This is a genomic window from Rhizobium sp. SVR5-9E (genome assembly GCF_056755095.1).
Map to the genome: position 1 here is coordinate 1 of NZ_JBNDHS010000073.1, position 18,488 is coordinate 18,488.

The following is an 18,488-nucleotide window of genomic DNA, read 5'->3' on the forward strand; positions in this document are numbered from 1 at the left end:
CGCATCTATCGGCTGTATCGCGAGGAAGGGCTTTCTGTTCGCAAACGGAAAGCCAGACGGCGTGCTGTCGGCACGCGATCGAGACTCTAATCGCAGCCGGATGAAACTTCAGTGGCAGGTCAGGCGTTCTGCAGACTCTTGATGTCGTCCTGCGACAACCCACCCCAACATTCCAGCGAAAATCAATAGTATCACCTCAGAAAGGACCGACCAGAACTGCGCGAGTTGATGCGATAGCCTTCTTGCTCGGGCGGATGTGAAAAGACGTTAACGAGCGGCGGCCATGCGGCTTTGATTAGGATTGGATGGTGCACTCAACTTTTGAACACTGAATTCGATTTTGCCATCATTGATCTAAATCAATCGCGTTTGGGCGATGGAACCGCCGTCGTCCAGCGATAAGCGGTAGGTACAAGGCTCATGCTCACCGGACGAGACTCGACCAGCACGGAGTCTACCCGATGCAGTGGACTTGACAATTGTTCTATCGACACCGTCTCGATGGGCTTCGCCGCCGCCGGTAGCTAGAAGACATCCTTCCCGCCAAGCCCGACGAACTCTGTCCTAAAACCTTGTGCGTGCGCCTGCTTCAAGAGGCGGTCGGCGCTCATCATATCCAGACACATGCTTCCGGCGAAGCAGGAGCGCAGGGCGCAGCATAGTTCGCTGGTTGCCCAGCTTAGCGCCCGCGGCGAAATCATCGTCACGACCCAGTGGTCATTGTCTGCCCGCTCGAGCAAGATGTCCGCATCCCTTGTCCTGGCACAAGGAATCGGCGCGCGCCGAGCCGCAGACATGGGAGTGTGCTTGTGGTGAGCGGTGGTGACTACATGGTTCATCCTGCTATCCTCCTTGTCGTCTCCAGGCCGACATCATTGAATTATTTGGCCGATGCCGACATTCTGACGCTATCTGCCGACAGGGAAGGCGTCGTTGATGCAGGTCAAAGCAGCACACTCCTCTCAAGGACCGAGGAGGGTTGGTGCCCTTTGGTGTGGTCTGAACTGTGCTCCCGCTATGTCCGTTTCACCTTAAAGACAGGTTTGCGGCTTCTCTGAAGCGGATCGGGAGGGAAGGCCGTGTGGTCACTCCAGCTTGACAACCGGCCATCTAGCATCTCGTGCTCGTCCCTGGCGTCCGAGCCAAGGGCGGCGAACAGCAAAGTTCCATAATAAGGGCTTATGCCGCAGAGGTTGAGCTAATCCAAAGGCTTGGCTCGACGCTGTCAAAGTATCGACGGTTCTGATCCCATATGTGGACGGCCCCTAGCTCGCAAGATATTTTGAGATAATTTTGATCTGATCGCTTGCGTCCATATGTCCGGCCTGTTGCTGCGTTCGCACATGAACGCTGGCCAAGATGGTTTCCGCAACACAGGTCCCAAACATCAAGTCGGCCTCTAACTGCCAATGGGATCAGCGGGTATCCTGTGTTCCGGATCGATCGATCACACCATCTTCCTCTATCTTGCAAGTTCTGGCATCAGCAACACTCAGTGAAGATTAGGATTTCACCGGTTCTTGGTTGCCGATCTTCATGCCGCGCCCCCCATTAGGATTGGCGCCGATTTTGTGTTGTATGTCTCCCCGGAAACCATGAGCTTCCAGGCCATGCGCGCCATCTTGTTGGCAAGTGCGACAGCTGCCAACTTTGGGGGCTTGCGCTTAAGCAGTTCCATCAGCCATGGTGAGGCCTTACCAGATCGCCGCGCGTGGTGAATCACAGCGGTTGCTCCAACCACCAAGGCTGCCCGCAGTGCTTCATCGCCGGCTCGCGTGATACAACCGAGCCGCAGTTTGCCGCCGGTCGAGTGATCTTTTGGCGTTAACCCTATCCAGGCTGCAAACTGGCGGCCGGATCGGAATAGCGCCGGCGCCGGTGTCTTCATGATCAAGAGCGCCGCACCGATTGGGCCGATGCCGGGAATTGTGTTGAGACGTATGCTGCGTTCGTCGTTGCGCTGCCATGTTCTTACCTTCGCCTCCACATCAGCAATCTTCTTTTCCAGCTGGGCGTATTCCTCGGCCTGGCTCACGAACAATTCCCGGGCAAGCTCTGGCACAGTCCCGTCGGTTTGTATCCTTTCAAGCAGTAGAGGAATGTGTGCCAGCCCCTTGGCTGCGGAAATGCCGAATTCGTTGGCGTAACCCCGAATAGCGTTCGCGAGCTGGGTGCGGTTGGTTATCAGGCGGGTACGGACGCTGAGCAGCATGAGTGCCGCTTGGTCATCAACCGTCTTAACCGGAACAAACCGCATCGTCGGGCGGCTCATTGCCTCGCACAGCCCTTCGGCGTCCGCGGCGTCGTTTTTGTTACGCTTGACGTAGGGCTTAGCGAGTTGTGGCGCGATCATTTTTACCTCATGCCCGAATGACGTAAGCAGCCGTGCCCAATGATGAGAGCCGCCGCAGGCCTCAATGGCGATTACGGTTGGCGGGCAGGTGGTGAAGAAGTTGATCATCTCCTTGCATCGCATCTTCTTACGCAAGACCGGCTTCTCTGCAGCATTCACGCCATGCATCTGAAACACATGCTTTGACGTATCCATGCCAATACGAATAATCTTGTCCATGGGCGGCCCCTTCGATTGAGATCTTAACAGCTCATTCTGGCACATTTCGATGCCGTTCAGGGGCCGTCCACTCCAGCATCAAGGCGACCAGAGCGAGGCAGTGGCACGTGAGAATTCGAGAGTTCGCGGATCAAGAAAGCTACTGCAAGAGGTTGGATCAGCTCTGCGCTCGAATATTATGACTTCTTCATTTATGCGACGGCCGCATCGTTGATTTCCTCAATGGGTAAGCCGAGTCGCATTGTTTGTTCAATGACGAGCAAAACGGACGTCGATCACTGTATTGCCCGAAATTTGGCTTTCAGCATTCTGTGATGAAAAGCGTCAGTGGGAGACCTTGCGATTTACAAGGGCTACCGCTCTAAAAGCGTAATGAAATAACGAACAGCTGGCGACATGAAACTCCTGGCGCGATGGCTGATGTCAAAGAAGCGGTGCAATGTGGTGGAGGGGTTTTCAATCTCGGTGATCTCTCCTGTCTCAAGGTTCCGCCGGGACATGAAGCTCAACAGATCTGTTTTCATCATGATAGCGGGAGCAGCAACCAGTGGCGCGGCGGTTATGATCGTTTCCGGCCGTGCCAGACCGGCCTTGAGAAAGACTGCATCAAGCCATTGTCGGGTCGAAACCGACGGCATCGGCAATACCCATCCATAGCCAGTCATCGCCTCCAGAGAAGCCTTCCTCCCGGCCAGCGGATGACCGTTGCGCGCCACGACGACGACAGTGTCCGATAGAAGACGGGCCGATACTATCGCATCGTCGGTCTGGCCGGTGCGGTGTGGGCTGATGGCGATATCAATTACGCCGGCGCGCAAGGCTTCCTGCAGCACGTCGTCCATGCCGACGCGGATTTCAAGACGAAGGTCCGGTGCCCTTTCCTGCATCGTCCGGCAAATTTCCGGTAGGACGAAAGAAGCGATCGACGCGGAGCAGCCGACTCGCACGACGCCGGCGATGCCGCTGCGATAAGACGAAACCTCCCGCTGTATCTCCTGCAAATCCTGCTGCAGCAACTGGTAACGCTCACGCAGTAGTTGCCCGGATTCGGTCAATGTGATCCCCCTACCGACCCTGTTGAACAGCTGAACGCCGTAGGATTGCTCGAGGCGACTGATGCATTTGGAAAGCGCCGGCTGGGAAATATGCAGCTCGTCGGCGGCCCTGCCGAGATGACAATAGTCTGCGACCTTTAGGAAGTAGCGTATATCGCGAATGTCCATTCGATAACCAAAAGTAATGGATGGTTGAAATGTTACAAATAGACGAAGGTCTTTTATCCAGTCAATAATGGGCTCGTTCAAGAATGCAGCCGTCTCGGAAGATCGGTTGAGAAATGCAAGTTATGAATCCGGTGGCGGATGACCATGCTTGCACAAGAAGGGCGGTCATGGGCGGCTATCTCTATGGAGGAGTGACGATCTATCGCTGAGCCCGGCTCAGCTCTCCCTATGTCAGCCTGCAGGCTGCGCTGTGTTCCCGCAAAAAAATTATCGGCGGCTATTGCGACCTGGGAGCAGTTTCCTGGCCGGCCGTCGTTCAATCGGCAAAAAAGGTTCGACACGATGAAGACTATCGGCTTCCTCGGCTTCGGCGAGGCATCCTTCAATATTGCGGAAGGTCTGCGCGACGAGCATCTGGCGGGAATCCGCGCCTACGACGCTGCCTGGGAGAAGGGGCCGTCAGGAGAATTGATAAGGACGCGCGCGGCAAAAGCCGATGTCGTCCTCGAGTCATCACTTCAAGCCCTCGTCGAAAAGGTCGATATCGTCATCTGTTCTATCAGCGCCAACATGGCGCTGCCGGTCGCGGAACAATGCGCACCCCTGCTTCGGCCGGACCAGCTATACGTGGACATCAACTCCGCCGGACCGGATACCAAGGTGGCGGTCGATCAAATCGTCTCGCCGCGTGCCACCTTCGTCGATGTTGCCGTCATGGGCACGGTGCCTGGCAACAGGCACAAGGTACCGATGCTGGCGTCAGGAAAGGGCGCCGCCGCCTTTGCGGATTTCTGCAATCGCTACGGCATGAAGGTGACAGCCCTGGACGGCCCTGCCGGCAAGGCGTCGGCCTCGAAGATGTTCCGCAGCATCTTCATGAAGGGGTACGTCATGCTGCTTCTGGAGGCGGTGATCGCCGGACGGCAGTTCGGTCTCGAAGACGACGTGCTGGCCTCGATCCGCGCCTCGATTACCGGCGGCGATTTCCTGCAGAACGCCAACGACCTCATCGCCCGCGGCGTCATCCACGCCGAGCGTCGCGAACACGAGATGGACGAGGTGATCGCGACGCTGCAGAGCCTCGGCGTCGATGACACGATGTCGCGCGCCACCAAGGAAAAGCTCGCCTGGTGCGTGAAGCACCGCTTCAAGGAGCATTTCCAGGGCAAGCCGCCCGCCGACTACCGCGAGATTTTCTCAGCGCTGCAAGCCTAGCGATCTTCCAAGCAAAGGGATGACTTCCATGCCGAACCCCGGTTTTCGAATTTTCACGCGGATCGATCGACCGTCTGCTAGCCTCATCGACGGCTTCAGGGATCTTCCGGTCGCCAATATCGGCGACTGCATGAACCGCGCTTCCATGCTGGATGCCCGCATTCGCAAGATCAGCAAGGGCAACCTTCTTGGGCCTGCCTTCACCGTCAAGTCGCGTGCCGGCGACAACCTCCTGCTGCACAAGGCACTCGACATGGCTCAGCCCGGCGATGTGATCGCCTTCGATGCCCATGGCGACCTCACCAATTCGATCACCGGTGAGCTGATGATGCAGGCGGCCGCGCAGAAGAAGCTCGGCGGTATCATTATCGACGGTGCAATCCGTGACCTTGCCACGCTTCGTGAGATGGACCTGCCGATCTTTGCGGCCGGCGTCACTCCGGCAGGTCCCTACAAGGAGGGGCCGGGCGAAATCAATGTGCCGATCTCACTCGGCAGCGTCGTCATCATGCCGGGCGATATCCTGGTCGGCGACGACGACGGCATCGTGGTCGTTCCCCCCGGCGATGCAACCGGCATTCTGGAAAAGACCAGGAAGAAACAGGCTGCGGAGACCGAGAAGATGAAGTCGATCCTTGCCGGAACGCTGGATACGTCATGGATCGACAAGGAGCTTGCAGCGAAGGGCTGCGAGATCATCGAAGACAGCTATCGCTGATCGAAAGCGTGGCAATCGAGCGGGCTTGTCTGATGCGAAGCCGCCTGCTGTTTGCATTTCAATCCGGAGAGAGAGCCTTGCCGACAGGCTTGAGGATCGGCTTTACATGAATCTAAGGAGGAGGTTCGGATGTTGAACCAAAATGGAATTTCAGGGTCGACGATTGCCGTCGACAGCAGTGATGAGAGCGAGCAGGAAATCAAGGCGATTGCCTGGAAGCTCGCGGTTCGGCTTGTGCCGCTTCTGATCGTCGCGCAGCTGCTTGCCTATCTCGATCGCGTCAACCTCGGCTTCGCGTCGATTACCGCCAACCAGGCGATCGGCATAAACACGATCGAATATTCCTTCGGCGTCAGCATCTTCTTCCTGTCATATTTTCTCTGCGAATATCCGAGCAACAAGATCATGATGCGCGTCGGCGCGCGCCTCTGGATTTCGCGGATCATGATCACCTTCGGGCTGATCGCTGGATTGATGGCCTTTGTTGTTGGCCCCTATTCCTTCTATGCTATGCGAATCCTGCTCGGCGCGGCCGAGGCCGGGTTCTTCCCCGGCGTGCTGCTGTTCCTGACATTCTGGTTTCCACGGCAATATAGGGCCCGCATCATCGCCACGTTTCAGGTCGGTATCCCGCTCTCGAGCACGATAGGCGGGCCGATCTCCGGCGCTATCCTTGGCATGGACGGCGTCCTCGGCTTGCACGGGTGGCAGTGGCTCTACATTCTCGAGGCTTTGCCTGCTGTCCTGCTCGGGCTGTTCTGCCTGTCCTATCTCGAAGATCGTCCGGCGGAATCCAGGTGGCTGACCGTGCGTGAACGTCAGGTCCTGCAGGCGCGCCTCGACCGGGAGAATGTTCAAGGCGCCTATGTCTCCCGGCACGGCTTCGGTCTTGGGCTGCTTGCCGATCGCCGCGTACTTTTCTACGCGCTCCTTTACTTTACCACCACCGCATCCAGTGTCGGCCTGAGCTTTTGGTTGCCGCAGATTATCAAGGGCTTCGGCGTCAGCAATGTCGTCGTCGGCCTGCTGAGCGCCATTCCGTTTGCGCTCGGATGTATCGCGATGGTCGTTTGGGGCTATCTCTCCGACCGCCGGTTTGAACGGCGCTGGTTTACCGCAATTCCGTGCTTTCTTGCTGCCGCCGCCATGGCTTCCTGCGTGTTCAGCGACAGCCTCTCGGTTCAGATGACGCTGGTCGCGATAGCAGGTATTGGCATCTACGCTGTCAAGGGACCATCACTTTCGCTGATGACCGAAGGGCTCAGCGGTGGCGTCAGCGTGGGCGGGCTTGCGCTTGTCAGTTCGCTGGGGAATCTGTCCGGCTTCGTGGCACCCTTCGTGATGGGCTGGATCAAATCGTACACCGGCAGCCATGTCGATGCGCTGGTGTTCCTTTCGGTGGTCGTCTTCCTGGGTGGGCTTCTAGCGCTCACGACCGACAGGCTCGGCATGCGAGATCGCGTATGATGAGCAACCTGGAGACGCCGAGCGGTGCCGAAGCGATACCCAGCTGGACTGCACCTACCGGATCGGTCGATGCCCATATTCATCTCTATGATATCAGGTTCGCCATCGATCCGCAGGCCAAGCTACGTCCGCAGGGAGCAACGCTCGAGCGCTACAGGAACGTTCAGGAAAGGCTCGGACTCCGTCGTTGCGTCGTCGTCCAGCCATCGACCTACGGCACCGACAATGCCTGCCTGCTGCATCACCTGCAGCTCATGGGTTCGGAGGCAAGGGGCGTTGCGGTGATCACCGAGATGATGAGCCAGCATGAGTTGGCTCATATGCATGAGCTGGGCGTGCGGGCGATCCGGTTCAGCCCGGCTCGGGATGTGGGACAGAGCCTCGACGTGCTGGAACTTCTGGCGCGGCGGGTGGAGGCCTTCGGCTGGCATGTACAGCTGAACGCGCGCGCCCCGCTTCTGGCAACGCTTGCGCCGCGGCTGATCGCCCTCAACATTCCCGTGGTGATCGATCATATGGGTCGGTTACCGCAGCCCGGCAGCATGAGCGATCCGTCGTGGAATACACTTCGCCAGCTGGTGGACGCGGGCCGCACATGGATCAAGCTCTCTGGCGTCTATCTCGACAGCATGGACGGCCCGGATCTCTACCCCGATACCTCGGCGATTGCCCGGGCATGGATCGCAGCGGCGCCAGAGCGGCTATTGTGGGGAACGGACTGGCCGCATCCGGCGGCCCTTGCCGGCGAAATGCCCCTTCCGGATGACGTTGCCCTCTTCAATATGTTGGGTGAATGGGCGCCCACGGCCGAACTGCGCTATAGAATTCTGGTGGAAAATCCTTCCAATCTCTACGGTTTCTCTCCACCTGTTTCGCAAAACCGTCAACCGGATGCCGCATCTTGAGACTTCGCGCCTACATCACCCACACACCTGCCGAACTCGCCAATGCGTTTCCCCCGGATTGTCTGGCGCTTCTCGGGAAGTATGTCGATCTCATCTATAACCAGCAGGATGAAACGCAGGCCGGCGCGGACCTCGCTGAAGCTGCGGAAGGATGCCAGATCATCGTCGCACACCGGTCGGTTCCTGGCATGGCGGAGACGTTCGAGTCTTCGAAAGCGCTGCTCGCATTCGTGAGATCGGCGGTCGATGTCAGCACGATCGATATCGATGCGGCATCGAGGCATGGAGTCCTCGTAACGAGGGCGTCGGCCGGATTCTCGGACGCTGTCGCCGAACTGGGATTGGCGCTCATGCTCGAACTGGCGCGCGGCATTTCCCGCTACGGCCGGTCGCCGTCCGTCGCTGCCATGCCGATCCGGCTCGGCATTCAGCTTCGGGGAAAGACATTGGGCATTGCTGGCTACGGGCGAATAGGCCGCAGGCTTGCGGACATGGCACTGTCGCTGGGATTACGGGTGGTCATCTTCGATCCGCATTCCGACGAGACCGACCCGTCCGTCACGAAGCTCCTTCTTGATGACCTGCTGGAGATTTCGGATTTCGTCGTCTGTCTCGCTGCGGCCACGCCCGAAACCGCAGGGCTTTTCGGCGCCGCTCAATTTGGCGCGATGAAAAGAGGCGCCTACTTCATAAACCTGTCGCGCGGGATGCTGGTCGATGAGGACGCCTTGGCTGCGGCGCTCGACAATCGCAGGATTGCTGGAGCGGCGCTGGATGTCGGGCTCGGTTCCGACCAGAAGCCCAGTGAACGTTTTCACAATCGTGACGATGTGGTGGTGACGCCGCATATCGGCGGCGTTACCGCCGAAGCGCGCCGGTATCAGGCGGAATGTGTCGTGGAGCAGATCGGACAGCTGGCAAGAGGGGAGTTGCCGGACGGCGCACTGAATGCCGCTTTCGCGACTCGATTTCGATACGGCCGTTGATCATTGACGCTCACCAATTTCCGAGATCTTTCAGCGTTTCATGGCGCCGAAAGCATCTGCAGGGCAGCTGCGTAATTCGTCTCCATCGCCTCGATATGGCTGCGAAGCAACCCGCGGAGGCGATCCACATCCTTCAACTTTACGGCCTCAACCATCTGCTGGTGCTCCTCGAAGGTCTTCTGCCGATGCAGTCCAAGCGCATCGGAAAGATGCGTGCGAAGAGCCGCCATGCGGCCTGCAACAATGTCGAAGGCCTCGACGAAAAGCGGATTGCCGCAATGTTCGAAGATGGCATCGTGAAATTCAGTATCCGCTTCAGCATAGGCGAGGGAGTCGTCGCTTTCGCGGGCGATCTGCATTGCATTGAGCGCTTTCAACATGGCGCGGGAAAGAGCCTGCGGCGACCGTTCCACGGCCCAACCTGCCGTCAGCATTTCCAGATGGAGGCGGTATTCGACCAGTGAATGAAGGTCTTCGCGTGTCGGCTTGAAAACGAAACTGCCGCGGCGCGGCAGAATCACGATCAGCCCCTGCAACTGCAAGATCGTCAGCGCTTCACGTACCGGCGTCCGGCTGACGTCCATGGCAGTCGCGATCTTTTCCTCCGAGAGAGCCTCGCCGAGGGAGAGTTCGCGATTGAGAATGGACGCCTTGAGCCGGTCGGCCACGATGGCGGCAAGCGATTGCTGCCGGCTGATCGGGCTCTTCTTTAGCGGATTGATGTTCCTGTTTGCCTTCATGCCCGCCTCGTCCATGGCCTCTTTTATCTCAAATTCCGAATCCGTCCAGCAGCGGGCGGACCTATGGAATGGGCTGCGGGCTGGCAAGGTGTCAATTTATCAGGATGATTTTTGCCGCATCCACGTCTCCCCGGTCAATATCGGCGAAGGCTTTCGCACCGTCAGACATCGGGCGGGTCTCGATCCAGTTGAGCGGCCCAAGGCGGCCAGAGGCAAGCAGAGAAACGGTCTCGCGAAAATCGGCCATTGAATAGCAGTAGGAACCGAGGAACGCGATTTCCGAAAGGGTCATCCGCCGCACGTCCACGCCCTCCGAGCCGGGAAGGAGGCCGAGATGCACGATCGTACCTCCCCGCCGCGCCATCCTGAAGGCGGCTTCCCGGGTCGCCTTTGCGCCGACGGCGTCAAAGACGAGATCGATGGATCCAGGAGCGGGAGCAGACGGCCCGTCCGGATCATAAGCGAGGATGGCCGCACTGGCGGCGGATGCTGTTTGGCGTCGCATCGCGCTTGTCTCCCCGAGCATCACCGTCTCCGCGCCCTGCGAAATGGCAACAAGCGCCGTCGCAAGCCCGATCGCGCCGCCGGCGAGAACGGCAACCTTGGCGGCTGAGAGCGGACGACGCAGGCCGGCGATGCCGATCCCCACCGCGTGATAGGACACTGCCACGGGCTCGGTGAGTGCTGCGGTCACGAAGTCCATGCTGTCTGGAATCTCCACGAGGTTGGCTTCCGGCACCACGATCCTTTCGGCAAAGGCGCCGGCATGTGGTGGAAGCCCGATATTTTTCTGCTTCTCGCAAAGCTGCGGCGTCCCGGACAGGCACTGGTTGCATCGCCCGCAGGTTATCAATGGATTGACGGTTGCGCGCCGTCCGGCCATCGCGCCGGTTTCGACGATGCCGGCCATCTCGTGGCCCATGATCATGGGCGGAACGCGGCGCGGATCATAACCATGATAACCATGCATGTCGGAACCACATATTCCGCAGGCCTCGACCTTGGGGCCACCTCACCTGGACCTGGTTGAGGTTCATCCATGAGCTGCAGCTTCATATTTTCCTTACCGAGATAGACCAGCGCCCTCATTGAATCCTCCTCACCGACGACTGCCTGATGCTTGCCAACTGAGGTACTGTATGTCAATAACTGAGGTACTGTATGTCAGAGAATTCGACGAAATGGGTAGGAACGCTGGCAGACGACCAATTCACCTCAAACGAAGCCCTCCACCAATGAAAACGCTCAAACGAAGCCCTCCACCAATGAAAACGGATGAACGCGCGTGAGGAGACTGTATTCGCTTTCCTATATGACGTTGGAAACCAGCCCGCCGGACATGATCGAATTCGCCGCTGCGGCTGGCTATGATCTGGCAGGCATCCGCATGATGCCCTCTATGCCGGGCGGCCAGGCATTCCCACTGATGAACGACCCGGCCATGCTTCGCGAAACGAAGAGACGGATCGCCGATACCGGTGTCACGGTTCTCGACGTTGAAATCGCCCGGATCGATGGTGTCGCGCAATGTGAACTCTGGCTTCCGATGCTCGAAGCTTCCGCAGAGGTCGGCGCCCGTACGATCGTCGTCGCCGGGGATGATCCCGATGAAGCGCGAATGACCGAGACTTACGGGCAGCTATGCGATGCGGCAGCGCAATATGGCCTGACCGTCAATCTCGAATTCACCCCCTGGACGGCACTCAACAATGCCGCCGCAGCCAGCCGGATCGTCGCCAACGCAGCACGCGACAACGCAGAGATGTTGATCGACCTCATCCACGTCGCGCGCTCTGCGACCAAGCTTGCCGATATCGCCGCCATCGATCCGGCCCGCATGAGTTATTTCCAGATCTGCGACGCACCTGCCGACATTCCGACAAGCCGCGAAGAATTGCTGTTTACCGCACGACAGGCGCGCCTCTTGCCAGGTGAGGGCGGCATCGATGTCTCCGGCCTCGTCAATGCCTTGCCCGACGACCTGATCGTCAGTGTCGAGGTGCCGAACCATTCGCAGCTGAAGGCCTTGGGGCCCCTAGCTTGGAGCAGGAGAACTTTGAACGTCTGCAGGGCATGGATGGAGCAACTCGATACTGCCCGAATAACGGAAAGAAATGAGAGTGGACAATGAATGCTCTGCAACCCGCGGCAACGCCGCCATTCGATAGTGGATTGCTCGACCGGTTGATGGAGGAGAGGGGCCTCGACGTCCTCCTCGTATCATCCAAGCATAATGTCCAATATCTGCTTGGCGGCTATCGCTTCTTCATGTTCGATTACATGGATGCGACGGGTCTCAGCCGTTATCTACCGATCCTGATCTATCCGCGGGGCCGCCCCGACCTTGCCACCTATATCGGCAATCCCAATGAGGTCTACGAGCGCGATCTCGGCCGCTTCTGGCCTGATCTCGATCTGAAGGCACGGGGATCGGCCGATGCGATGCGTTATTGCCTTGACCGGATGAGCGCTTGCGGCATCTCGCCATCAGCCATCGGCGCGGAACTGGGTTTTCTGCCTGCCGATGCGTTTCAGATCCTTCGTTCCGCTTGTCCGCAGGCGGCGATTTCCGATTGCGTCGAAGTCCTGGAGACGTTGCGCGCAATCAAGACCGCACCCGAGCTTGATCATCTTAGACACGCTTCCGAGGGCGTGATTGACGCCATGCTGGCGACGTTTTCCAAGATTGAGCCGGGGCAGACTAAGCACGATATCGTCGATATCCTGCGCCGAGAGGAAACGCAACGCGGCCTGCTTTTCGAATATTGCCTGATCACTGCCGGCAACAGCCTCAATCGGGCGCCGTCCGAGCAGCGGGTGCAGGCAGGCGATATCGTGTCGCTCGATTCGGGCGGAAACTATCACGGCTATATCGGCGATCTTTGCCGCATGGGTATTCTCGGCGAACCTTCGTCGGAACTGGAAGACGCGTTGGCATTCATCGAGGAGATCCAGCAGGCGGCTCGCCGCCCGATCCGTAACGGTGCGATCGGCCAGGAGATTTTCGCCGCGACCGCACCGTTCCTCTCATCCGAGCGCGACGGGCGCATGAGCTTTGTTGCGCATGGAATGGGTTTGATTTCCCACGAGGCGCCAAGGCTTCTCGACGACGGGCCGATTCCCTATCCGGCCGCGCACCGAGCGCTGGCGCTGGAAACGGGCATGGTCTTGTCGATCGAAACCACCTGGCAGCATCCGCGCCTCGGTTTCATCAAGCTCGAAGATACAGTGGCCGTCACCGAGTCCGGATGGAAAGCCTTCGGTGACGCCGGACGAGGCTGGAACCGATGCGGCCATTGATCGGCCTATAAAGGCCGAGCCGGACCGCTTAATCAGGAAGCGGTCCGATATGGTCCAGTGTCGGGCTGCGGGCGGCGCGGCCGCCTGTGGCCCTGCCTGGCTCCGTCTCCGTATTGTAGCGCTCTACCATCATCAGGATGTGCGTGCGGAGGTTGTCCAGCGCCTTCTTCATCTGCCCGGCTTCCAGCATCTCGACGATAACAAGATGTTCGGCGCTTGCCTGCTTTCGGGTCGGGAGCGTCGACCGATGCGAGCGTAGGGCCGCAACCTTGCTCGACACCAGGCGATAGGCATTGATGAGATAGGGATTGCCGCAATATTCCAGCGACACTTCATGAAAGCGGTCGTCGGCACGAACACTGCGCAAGCTGTCGCCGGCTTCGCAGGCAGCGCTCATGTCTTCGGCAGCAGCGCGCATGGCTGCGAGTGTTTCGTCCCGGCGCCGCTGCATTGCAAGGCTCAGCGCTTCGAGTTCAATCGTCTTGCGGAATTCGCAAAGGTTCTGGGTGTCTTCGCGCGTCGGCATGAAGACGAAGCTGCCCCTTTGCGGGCGCACATCGATCAGCCCCTGTTGCTCGAGCGTCGCAAACGCCTCTTTGACCGGGCTTCTGCTGACGCCAAGGGTTGTCGCCAGCTTATCCTCGGATAGCGCATCCCCTAGTTCGAGCTCTCCGTCGACGATGGCTCGTCGCAACCGCTCGGTCACACGAGCGCCCAGCGAGGATTTTGGTCTCAACTCCATTCCCGCGCCTCCCAATCTGTTCTATCGATCGCATCAGGCGACCATCCGCAGAGCATCGCCGATTCTCTACGATGCCAATCCCTAGAGTTGCAATACTCCGAAACCAGTCCGCCGTCGCCCGTTAGCTCTGAAGGGCATCCAGAAAACGGCGCGTTGCTGCCATCCCCTTTTCGGCACGCTCACCAAAACTCAACGCTGAATCACCCTTGTGAGGTGTTTCGACACTGATGACGATGTCCCGTGGAAGGACCGACATGAGCTCATTCAGCCAAAGGCCGCCATCGCCCGGAAACATGCGCGCGGTCCTTGCCTCGGATATGCAGGCGGCGTTGTCGGCCGGCTGTTGGGCGGGTGCATCACAGAGCTGAAGGTAGAGAACCAGCCCTTCCGGCAGGGCTGCGACATCAGTGGGATTTCCGCCGGAGCGCGACAGATGCAGCGCATCGAGAAGAATGCCGACATTGTCTCGACCGGATGCGGCTGCGAGACGGGCGGCATCCTGGATTGTCGCTGTCGAGCGCCAGCGCATGAATTCGATCGCCATCTTCATGTCGTGGCTTGCCGCCGCATCGGCGATCTGGCCGAGCTTGTCGCCCGCCCGGGACAGGTCTGGGTCCTCGCAGGTGATCTGCATGACGGGGATGCCGAATTCGGCAGCCGTCTCGATCACGGGTAGCCAGCTTTCGACGGCGGTCTGCGGCAACAACGTAAAGACTTCACCGTCATAATAGGAGATGCCGAGGTCATCGCCCGCCTGTATGACCTCGCGGATCAACGGCCGGTTTCCGACGATCGGGTGGGCGAGATCCAGTCCATGCGGGGCGATCAGTCGCAAACCGGCCATATCGTAGCCGGATGCCGCAGCGACCTTCACATGTTCGATGGGCGGGCAGCCGAATACGGTGAGGAAGGCAAGCGAGAGAGGATATCGTTTGTACATGGTCTGATCTCAATAGGTTGCGCGGCCGCCGGAGACGTCGAAGACCGCCCCCGTCGAGAAGGAGCATTCTTCGGATGCAAGCCATGAAACCAGGGCTGCGACCTCATCTGCCTGACCAAGGCGGCCGACAGGAATCTTGGACGTTACATAGGCGATGAACTCAGGCGTCAGCTGGTTCATCATCTCGGTTTCGATGGCAGCGGGCGCAACGCAATTGACGCGGATCTCAGTCGTCGCCAGTTCCTTACCGACCGATTTCGTCAGGCCGATCACGCCGGCTTTCGATGCCGAGTAAGCCACGGCATTGGGGTTACCTTCCTTCCCGGCGATCGAGGCAATATTGACGATTCGACCGTAACCTGTCTTCAACATTTCGCGGACTGCTGACTGGCAGCAATGGAAGACCGCATCAAGATTGAGCGACATCACGAATCGCCAGCCGTCGCGCGGATATTTCTCGAAGCTTTCCACCGGTCCATTGTGGCCAGCAGCGGTGACGAGAATACCGAGTGGACCCATGTCGGCGGCGACTTGTGCCGTTGCGGCGTCGACCGCAGCCGGATCCGTCACGTCGACGACATAACCCCGGGCACCCGGCAGTTTTGCAGCTGCCGCTTCGACGCGTTCGCGATCGATATCCCAAAGAGCGACCTTGTGGCCTTTCGCCGCCAGGCGAGCTGAAATCGGAAACCCGAGACCGCCGGCTCCTCCTGTCACGATTGCGACGCGTGCAGCTTCTTTTTCCATTGTGACGTCCTCCACCTTTCATTCGCCCATCTTGGTCAATCGACAACGACGCGCTTGACTTTTGCAACATACTAACATTCTAGTATCCTACATGAGTTGGAAATGACGTGATTGTCAAGCTGGTGAAAACCAGAAGTGGCATGTCGGAGGAGGTAGGAATGGGATTAAAGGGCTCCGCCTTTCTTGCGATGTGGCATGACATCGCCGAAGGCGCAGATCGTACCTATATCGAGTGGCACACCCGCGAGCATATGCCGGAGCGCCTATCGATTCCCGGCTTCACGATGGGCAAGCGTTTGCAGGCGCCCGGCGCCTCGCGTCATGTCTTCGGAACTATCTATGCTGGAGAGAGCCTCGATACTTTCCGGTCTCCGGCCTACCTCGAACGTCTCAACAACCCGACGCCGTGGACGGCGAAGATCGCTCCGAGTTTCCAGAATTTCCTGCGGGTCGCCTGTGAAAAAATTGCAACGGCCGGTTATGGCGATGGCGGCAGCATGGCGACGGTCCGCCTGGACCTGTCGGGAGACGGTGCTGAAGAGCGGTTGAGGGCCGAAGCCCAGTCGCTTGCTCAACACATCCTGACGCTAGACGGCGTGTCCTGCGTTCATATCGGTGTTTCCCGAAACGAGGTTTCGAGCGTGCGCACACGCGAAACCGAGCTCCGCGAAGAGATGAACGAAAGCGGCTTCGACGTCGTGATCCTCATCGAGGGATCGTCGAGCCCGGGCCTGCGATCCGCCTTGCCGCAAGCCGAGCAGCTGGCAATCGCCAGTGGCGTCCTGACCGCTCCGATCAGCAACATCTACGAAACCGCCTTCTCTTTGACGGCCGAAAATATGAAGGCGTCCGCATGAGCCCGATATTGCTCACCGGCGGCGCCGGTTTCCTAGGCGGCTGGATCCTGAAGGCGCTGGCAGGGCAGGGTCATGAGGTTCGCATCTTCGATCGCACGACCGATCGGCGCATCTTGCGGGAGATTGCCGGCGAAGTGGCGGAGCGCGTCGACTGGTTCCAAGGCGATATCACCGATGGTGCGGCGCTTGCCGAAGCGGCTCGCGGCTGCTCCTCCATCATCCATCTTGCAGCTTTATTGACCCCTGCCTGTATGAACGATCCCGTTCTCGGCGCCAAAGTCAATCTGATCGGCACGCTGAATGTCTTTGAAGCGGCCAAGGCCAATGGAATTCGCCGTATCGCCTACGCAAGCAGCGCAGCGGTATTCGGCCCGGATGACGGAGCGGCACCCTATCCGGTCACGCAATATGGTGCGTTCAAGCTGGCCTGCGAAGGAAGCGCGCGCGCTTATTGGCGGGACGCAGGCATTGCAAGCATCGGCCTGCGCCCAACGGTCGTCTACGGTCCCGGGCGCGAGAGCGGGCTCACCGCCGGCCCGACGCTTGCCTGCCGGGAGGCGGTTGCCGGCAACGCCTACACGATCGGATATTCGGGTCTGCAGGATCTGGTTTATGTCGCCGATGTCGCGGCTGCCTTTGCAGCGGCTGCAACCCGGCCGTTTGAAGGCGCGCATGCGCTCACCCTGGGCGGCGCGACGGAAGATGTGCCTGATGTGATCGCGGCAATCCTCGCGGAGATTGAGGGTGCGAAGATCGACTATGCAGGACCCGTCGTGCCGATGGCGCCGAACATGGCCCCGACGGACAACGAAACAGTGCTTGGGGCGATACCATTCACGCCGCTGCGACAGGGCATTTCGGAAACGATCGCCCATTACCGAGCGATGGCGACGAGGTCCTGATGGCGGCTCGGCACCACAGTATCGAAACGAGGCCGTCCTGGCTCAGGCGCATGCAGAAAGACATGCGCCATGCGCGCCTCTCTGTCTCGCAGTCGGTGAGGCACCGGCTCTGTCATCATCTTGAATTTGGCCAACTCCGTTTCCGTAAGTGCAGTGTTGCAACGATCCGGTTGGCTAATGAAGGCGCGGGCAACTGCGTGGAATGGCGAAAGAGGAGTTTTGCCGTTTCGAATCCACCACAGCATCAAATCGAAGGAGGACATTTCATGTTGGGTAAATTCTCATTCCGGACCACTGCACTCGCCCTCGTGGCCGGCGTTGGCATGGCGCTTGCGGCATCCGGTGCACAGGCTCAGGCGCTGGAAAAAATCAAGGAAGCGGGCGTCGTCCGCATCGGCGTCATGGGCGAGCAGGCTCCCTGGGGCTCCATCGACGCTTCCGGCAAGAACATCGGATACGATGTCGAAGTCGGACGGCTGATTGCCGAGGAGCTGGGGGTCAAGGTCGAGTTCGTTCCGAACGCTGTTCCCGCACGCATTCCGAACCTCTTGACCGGCAAGGTCGATCTGCAGATGGCCGTGATGGGCATGTATCCCGATCGTGCCAAAGCCGTGCAGTTCTCTGAGCCTTATGCCGGCTTGAAGATCATCCTTCTGTCCAGTGCGAAGAACAAGATCACCACCATTCAGGACGCCAAGGATCTTCGCATCGGCGTGCCGCGCGGGGCTGCGCAGGACAAGGCGATCACCGCGGCACTCGGCGACATCCCGAATATCCGCCGCTTTGATGACGATGCGTCCAACATGCAGGCGCTGGTGTCCGGCCAGGTCGATGCCATTGGCGGCAACACGACCTACAAGCTCAATCTGGACAAGGCTGCACCTGGCAACGATTTCGAGCAGAAGGTGGTCTTCAACGAGCAATGGATGGGCGTGACGACCAAGCTTGGCGACAAGGAGATCAACGCCTGGCTGAACCAGTTCATCGACAAGATCCGCGCGGACGGCCGCCTCGAGGCCATCAACAAGAAGTGGCTTGGCGATGACAAGCTGCCTGACTTCCCCAAGACGCTCGAAGGTGTGCCGTTCACCGTCCAATAAGCACGGCTGAACCCTTTTCATCGAGATCGTGACAAAAAGAGTGCGCGGCCACGTTCGCCGGCCGCGTACCCGTT

At 59.1% G+C, this 18,488-nt stretch carries 17 protein-coding genes; 10 read left to right on the forward strand and 7 right to left on the reverse strand.

The features are described 5' to 3' along the window. Window positions 1-1,534 precede the first annotated feature (1,534 nt). Together ACPYOJ_RS25445 and ACPYOJ_RS25450 are read right to left on the reverse strand one after the other, a co-directional pair. Window positions 1,535-2,572: an IS110 family RNA-guided transposase gene (locus ACPYOJ_RS25445; protein WP_481418726.1), complete on the reverse strand. Its 1,038-nt coding sequence runs from the start codon at window positions 2,570-2,572 to the stop codon at window positions 1,535-1,537. Window positions 2,573-2,925: 353 nt separating this feature from the next. Then, a complete protein-coding gene (locus ACPYOJ_RS25450; protein WP_481418727.1) occupies window positions 2,926-3,876 on the reverse strand; it encodes a LysR family transcriptional regulator in 951 nt (316 codons plus the stop codon). 261 nt (window positions 3,877-4,137) lie between these two features. Here ACPYOJ_RS25450 and ACPYOJ_RS25455 point away from each other — a divergent pair, with 261 nt between their 5' ends. The 5 genes from ACPYOJ_RS25455 to ACPYOJ_RS25475 all read left to right on the forward strand — a co-directional run bounded on the left by ACPYOJ_RS25455 (window position 4,138) and on the right by ACPYOJ_RS25475 (window position 9,086). After that, window positions 4,138-5,010 (forward strand): NAD(P)-dependent oxidoreductase, encoded by an 873-nt coding sequence (locus ACPYOJ_RS25455; RefSeq protein ID WP_481418728.1) that lies wholly within the window; start codon window positions 4,138-4,140, stop codon window positions 5,008-5,010. Window positions 5,011-5,038: 28 nt separating this feature from the next. Beyond that, window positions 5,039-5,728, forward strand: a complete 690-nt coding sequence (locus tag ACPYOJ_RS25460; protein ID WP_481418729.1) for an RraA family protein — start codon at window positions 5,039-5,041, stop codon at window positions 5,726-5,728. 129 nt (window positions 5,729-5,857) lie between these two features. After that, entirely contained in the window at window positions 5,858-7,195 is a 1,338-nt protein-coding gene (locus ACPYOJ_RS25465; protein WP_481418730.1) for an MFS transporter, read from the forward strand. Further along, complete coding sequence (locus ACPYOJ_RS25470; RefSeq protein WP_481418731.1) at window positions 7,192-8,100, forward strand: amidohydrolase family protein; 909 nt, start codon at window positions 7,192-7,194, stop codon at window positions 8,098-8,100. The genes ACPYOJ_RS25465 and ACPYOJ_RS25470 overlap by 4 nt, the downstream gene beginning before the upstream one ends. Then, complete coding sequence (locus ACPYOJ_RS25475; RefSeq protein ID WP_481418732.1) at window positions 8,097-9,086, forward strand: 2-hydroxyacid dehydrogenase; 990 nt, start codon at window positions 8,097-8,099, stop codon at window positions 9,084-9,086. The genes ACPYOJ_RS25470 and ACPYOJ_RS25475 overlap by 4 nt, the downstream gene beginning before the upstream one ends. A gap of 38 nt (window positions 9,087-9,124) precedes the next feature. On the opposite strand, the gene ACPYOJ_RS25480 is transcribed toward ACPYOJ_RS25475, so the two are convergent. Both ACPYOJ_RS25480 and ACPYOJ_RS25485 read right to left on the reverse strand, forming a co-directional pair. Next, window positions 9,125-9,826 (reverse strand): GntR family transcriptional regulator, encoded by a 702-nt coding sequence (locus ACPYOJ_RS25480; protein ID WP_481418733.1) that lies wholly within the window; start codon window positions 9,824-9,826, stop codon window positions 9,125-9,127. A 91-nt stretch (window positions 9,827-9,917) separates the two neighbouring features. Next, a complete protein-coding gene (locus ACPYOJ_RS25485) occupies window positions 9,918-10,796 on the reverse strand; it encodes a zinc-dependent alcohol dehydrogenase (RefSeq protein ID WP_481418734.1) in 879 nt (292 codons plus the stop codon). Between the two features lie 315 nt (window positions 10,797-11,111). Here ACPYOJ_RS25485 and ACPYOJ_RS25490 point away from each other — a divergent pair, with 315 nt between their 5' ends. Both ACPYOJ_RS25490 and ACPYOJ_RS25495 read left to right on the forward strand, forming a co-directional pair. Further along, window positions 11,112-11,957: a sugar phosphate isomerase/epimerase family protein gene (locus ACPYOJ_RS25490; RefSeq protein ID WP_481418735.1), complete on the forward strand. Its 846-nt coding sequence runs from the start codon at window positions 11,112-11,114 to the stop codon at window positions 11,955-11,957. Further along, window positions 11,954-13,126 (forward strand): M24 family metallopeptidase, encoded by a 1,173-nt coding sequence (locus ACPYOJ_RS25495; RefSeq protein ID WP_481418736.1) that lies wholly within the window; start codon window positions 11,954-11,956, stop codon window positions 13,124-13,126. Before ACPYOJ_RS25490 ends, ACPYOJ_RS25495 begins: the two co-directional genes overlap by 4 nt. A gap of 28 nt (window positions 13,127-13,154) precedes the next feature. On the opposite strand, the gene ACPYOJ_RS25500 is transcribed toward ACPYOJ_RS25495, so the two are convergent. From ACPYOJ_RS25500 to ACPYOJ_RS25510, 3 genes are all read right to left on the reverse strand, one after another. Further along, the gene (locus tag ACPYOJ_RS25500; protein WP_481418737.1) at window positions 13,155-13,868 is read right to left on the reverse strand and encodes a GntR family transcriptional regulator; all 714 of its coding nucleotides are present in this window, start codon (window positions 13,866-13,868) and stop codon (window positions 13,155-13,157) included. Window positions 13,869-13,989: 121 nt separating this feature from the next. After that, a complete protein-coding gene (locus ACPYOJ_RS25505) occupies window positions 13,990-14,808 on the reverse strand; it encodes a sugar phosphate isomerase/epimerase family protein (protein WP_481418738.1) in 819 nt (272 codons plus the stop codon). A gap of 9 nt (window positions 14,809-14,817) precedes the next feature. Then, window positions 14,818-15,555, reverse strand: a complete 738-nt coding sequence (locus ACPYOJ_RS25510; protein WP_481418739.1) for an SDR family NAD(P)-dependent oxidoreductase — start codon at window positions 15,553-15,555, stop codon at window positions 14,818-14,820. A 158-nt stretch (window positions 15,556-15,713) separates the two neighbouring features. Here ACPYOJ_RS25510 and ACPYOJ_RS25515 point away from each other — a divergent pair, with 158 nt between their 5' ends. The 3 genes from ACPYOJ_RS25515 (at window position 15,714) to ACPYOJ_RS25525 (ending at window position 18,414) form a co-directional block, all read left to right on the forward strand. Continuing rightward, complete coding sequence (locus ACPYOJ_RS25515; protein WP_481418740.1) at window positions 15,714-16,412, forward strand: hypothetical protein; 699 nt, start codon at window positions 15,714-15,716, stop codon at window positions 16,410-16,412. Beyond that, window positions 16,409-17,314, forward strand: coding sequence for an NAD-dependent epimerase/dehydratase family protein (locus ACPYOJ_RS25520; protein ID WP_481418741.1), 906 nt, complete (start codon window positions 16,409-16,411; stop codon window positions 17,312-17,314). Before ACPYOJ_RS25515 ends, ACPYOJ_RS25520 begins: the two co-directional genes overlap by 4 nt. A gap of 266 nt (window positions 17,315-17,580) precedes the next feature. After that, on the forward strand, window positions 17,581-18,414 hold the full coding sequence (locus ACPYOJ_RS25525; RefSeq protein WP_481418742.1) for a transporter substrate-binding domain-containing protein: 834 nt from the start codon (window positions 17,581-17,583) through the stop codon (window positions 18,412-18,414). Window positions 18,415-18,488 lie beyond the last annotated feature (74 nt).

Excerpts from the sequence above, each read along its gene's own strand:
- ACPYOJ_RS25510 (WP_481418739.1), bottom strand. The coding sequence starts at position 15,555 with ATGGAAAAAGAAGCTGCACGCGTCGCAATCGTGACAGGAGGAGCCGGC.
- ACPYOJ_RS25515 (WP_481418740.1), top strand. The coding sequence starts at position 15,714 with ATGGGATTAAAGGGCTCCGCCTTTCTTGCGATGTGGCATGACATCGCC.
- ACPYOJ_RS25445 (WP_481418726.1), bottom strand. The coding sequence starts at position 2,572 with ATGGACAAGATTATTCGTATTGGCATGGATACGTCAAAGCATGTGTTT.
- ACPYOJ_RS25495 (WP_481418736.1), top strand. The coding sequence starts at position 11,954 with ATGAATGCTCTGCAACCCGCGGCAACGCCGCCATTCGATAGTGGATTG.
- ACPYOJ_RS25485 (WP_481418734.1), bottom strand. The coding sequence starts at position 10,796 with ATGCATGGTTATCATGGTTATGATCCGCGCCGCGTTCCGCCCATGATC.
- ACPYOJ_RS25525 (WP_481418742.1), top strand. The coding sequence starts at position 17,581 with ATGTTGGGTAAATTCTCATTCCGGACCACTGCACTCGCCCTCGTGGCC.
- ACPYOJ_RS25480 (WP_481418733.1), bottom strand. The coding sequence starts at position 9,826 with ATGAAGGCAAACAGGAACATCAATCCGCTAAAGAAGAGCCCGATCAGC.
- ACPYOJ_RS25520 (WP_481418741.1), top strand. The coding sequence starts at position 16,409 with ATGAGCCCGATATTGCTCACCGGCGGCGCCGGTTTCCTAGGCGGCTGG.
- ACPYOJ_RS25455 (WP_481418728.1), top strand. The coding sequence starts at position 4,138 with ATGAAGACTATCGGCTTCCTCGGCTTCGGCGAGGCATCCTTCAATATT.
- ACPYOJ_RS25460 (WP_481418729.1), top strand. The coding sequence starts at position 5,039 with ATGCCGAACCCCGGTTTTCGAATTTTCACGCGGATCGATCGACCGTCT.
- ACPYOJ_RS25465 (WP_481418730.1), top strand. The coding sequence starts at position 5,858 with ATGTTGAACCAAAATGGAATTTCAGGGTCGACGATTGCCGTCGACAGC.
- ACPYOJ_RS25500 (WP_481418737.1), bottom strand. The coding sequence starts at position 13,868 with ATGGAGTTGAGACCAAAATCCTCGCTGGGCGCTCGTGTGACCGAGCGG.
- ACPYOJ_RS25505 (WP_481418738.1), bottom strand. The coding sequence starts at position 14,808 with ATGTACAAACGATATCCTCTCTCGCTTGCCTTCCTCACCGTATTCGGC.
- ACPYOJ_RS25470 (WP_481418731.1), top strand. The coding sequence starts at position 7,192 with ATGATGAGCAACCTGGAGACGCCGAGCGGTGCCGAAGCGATACCCAGC.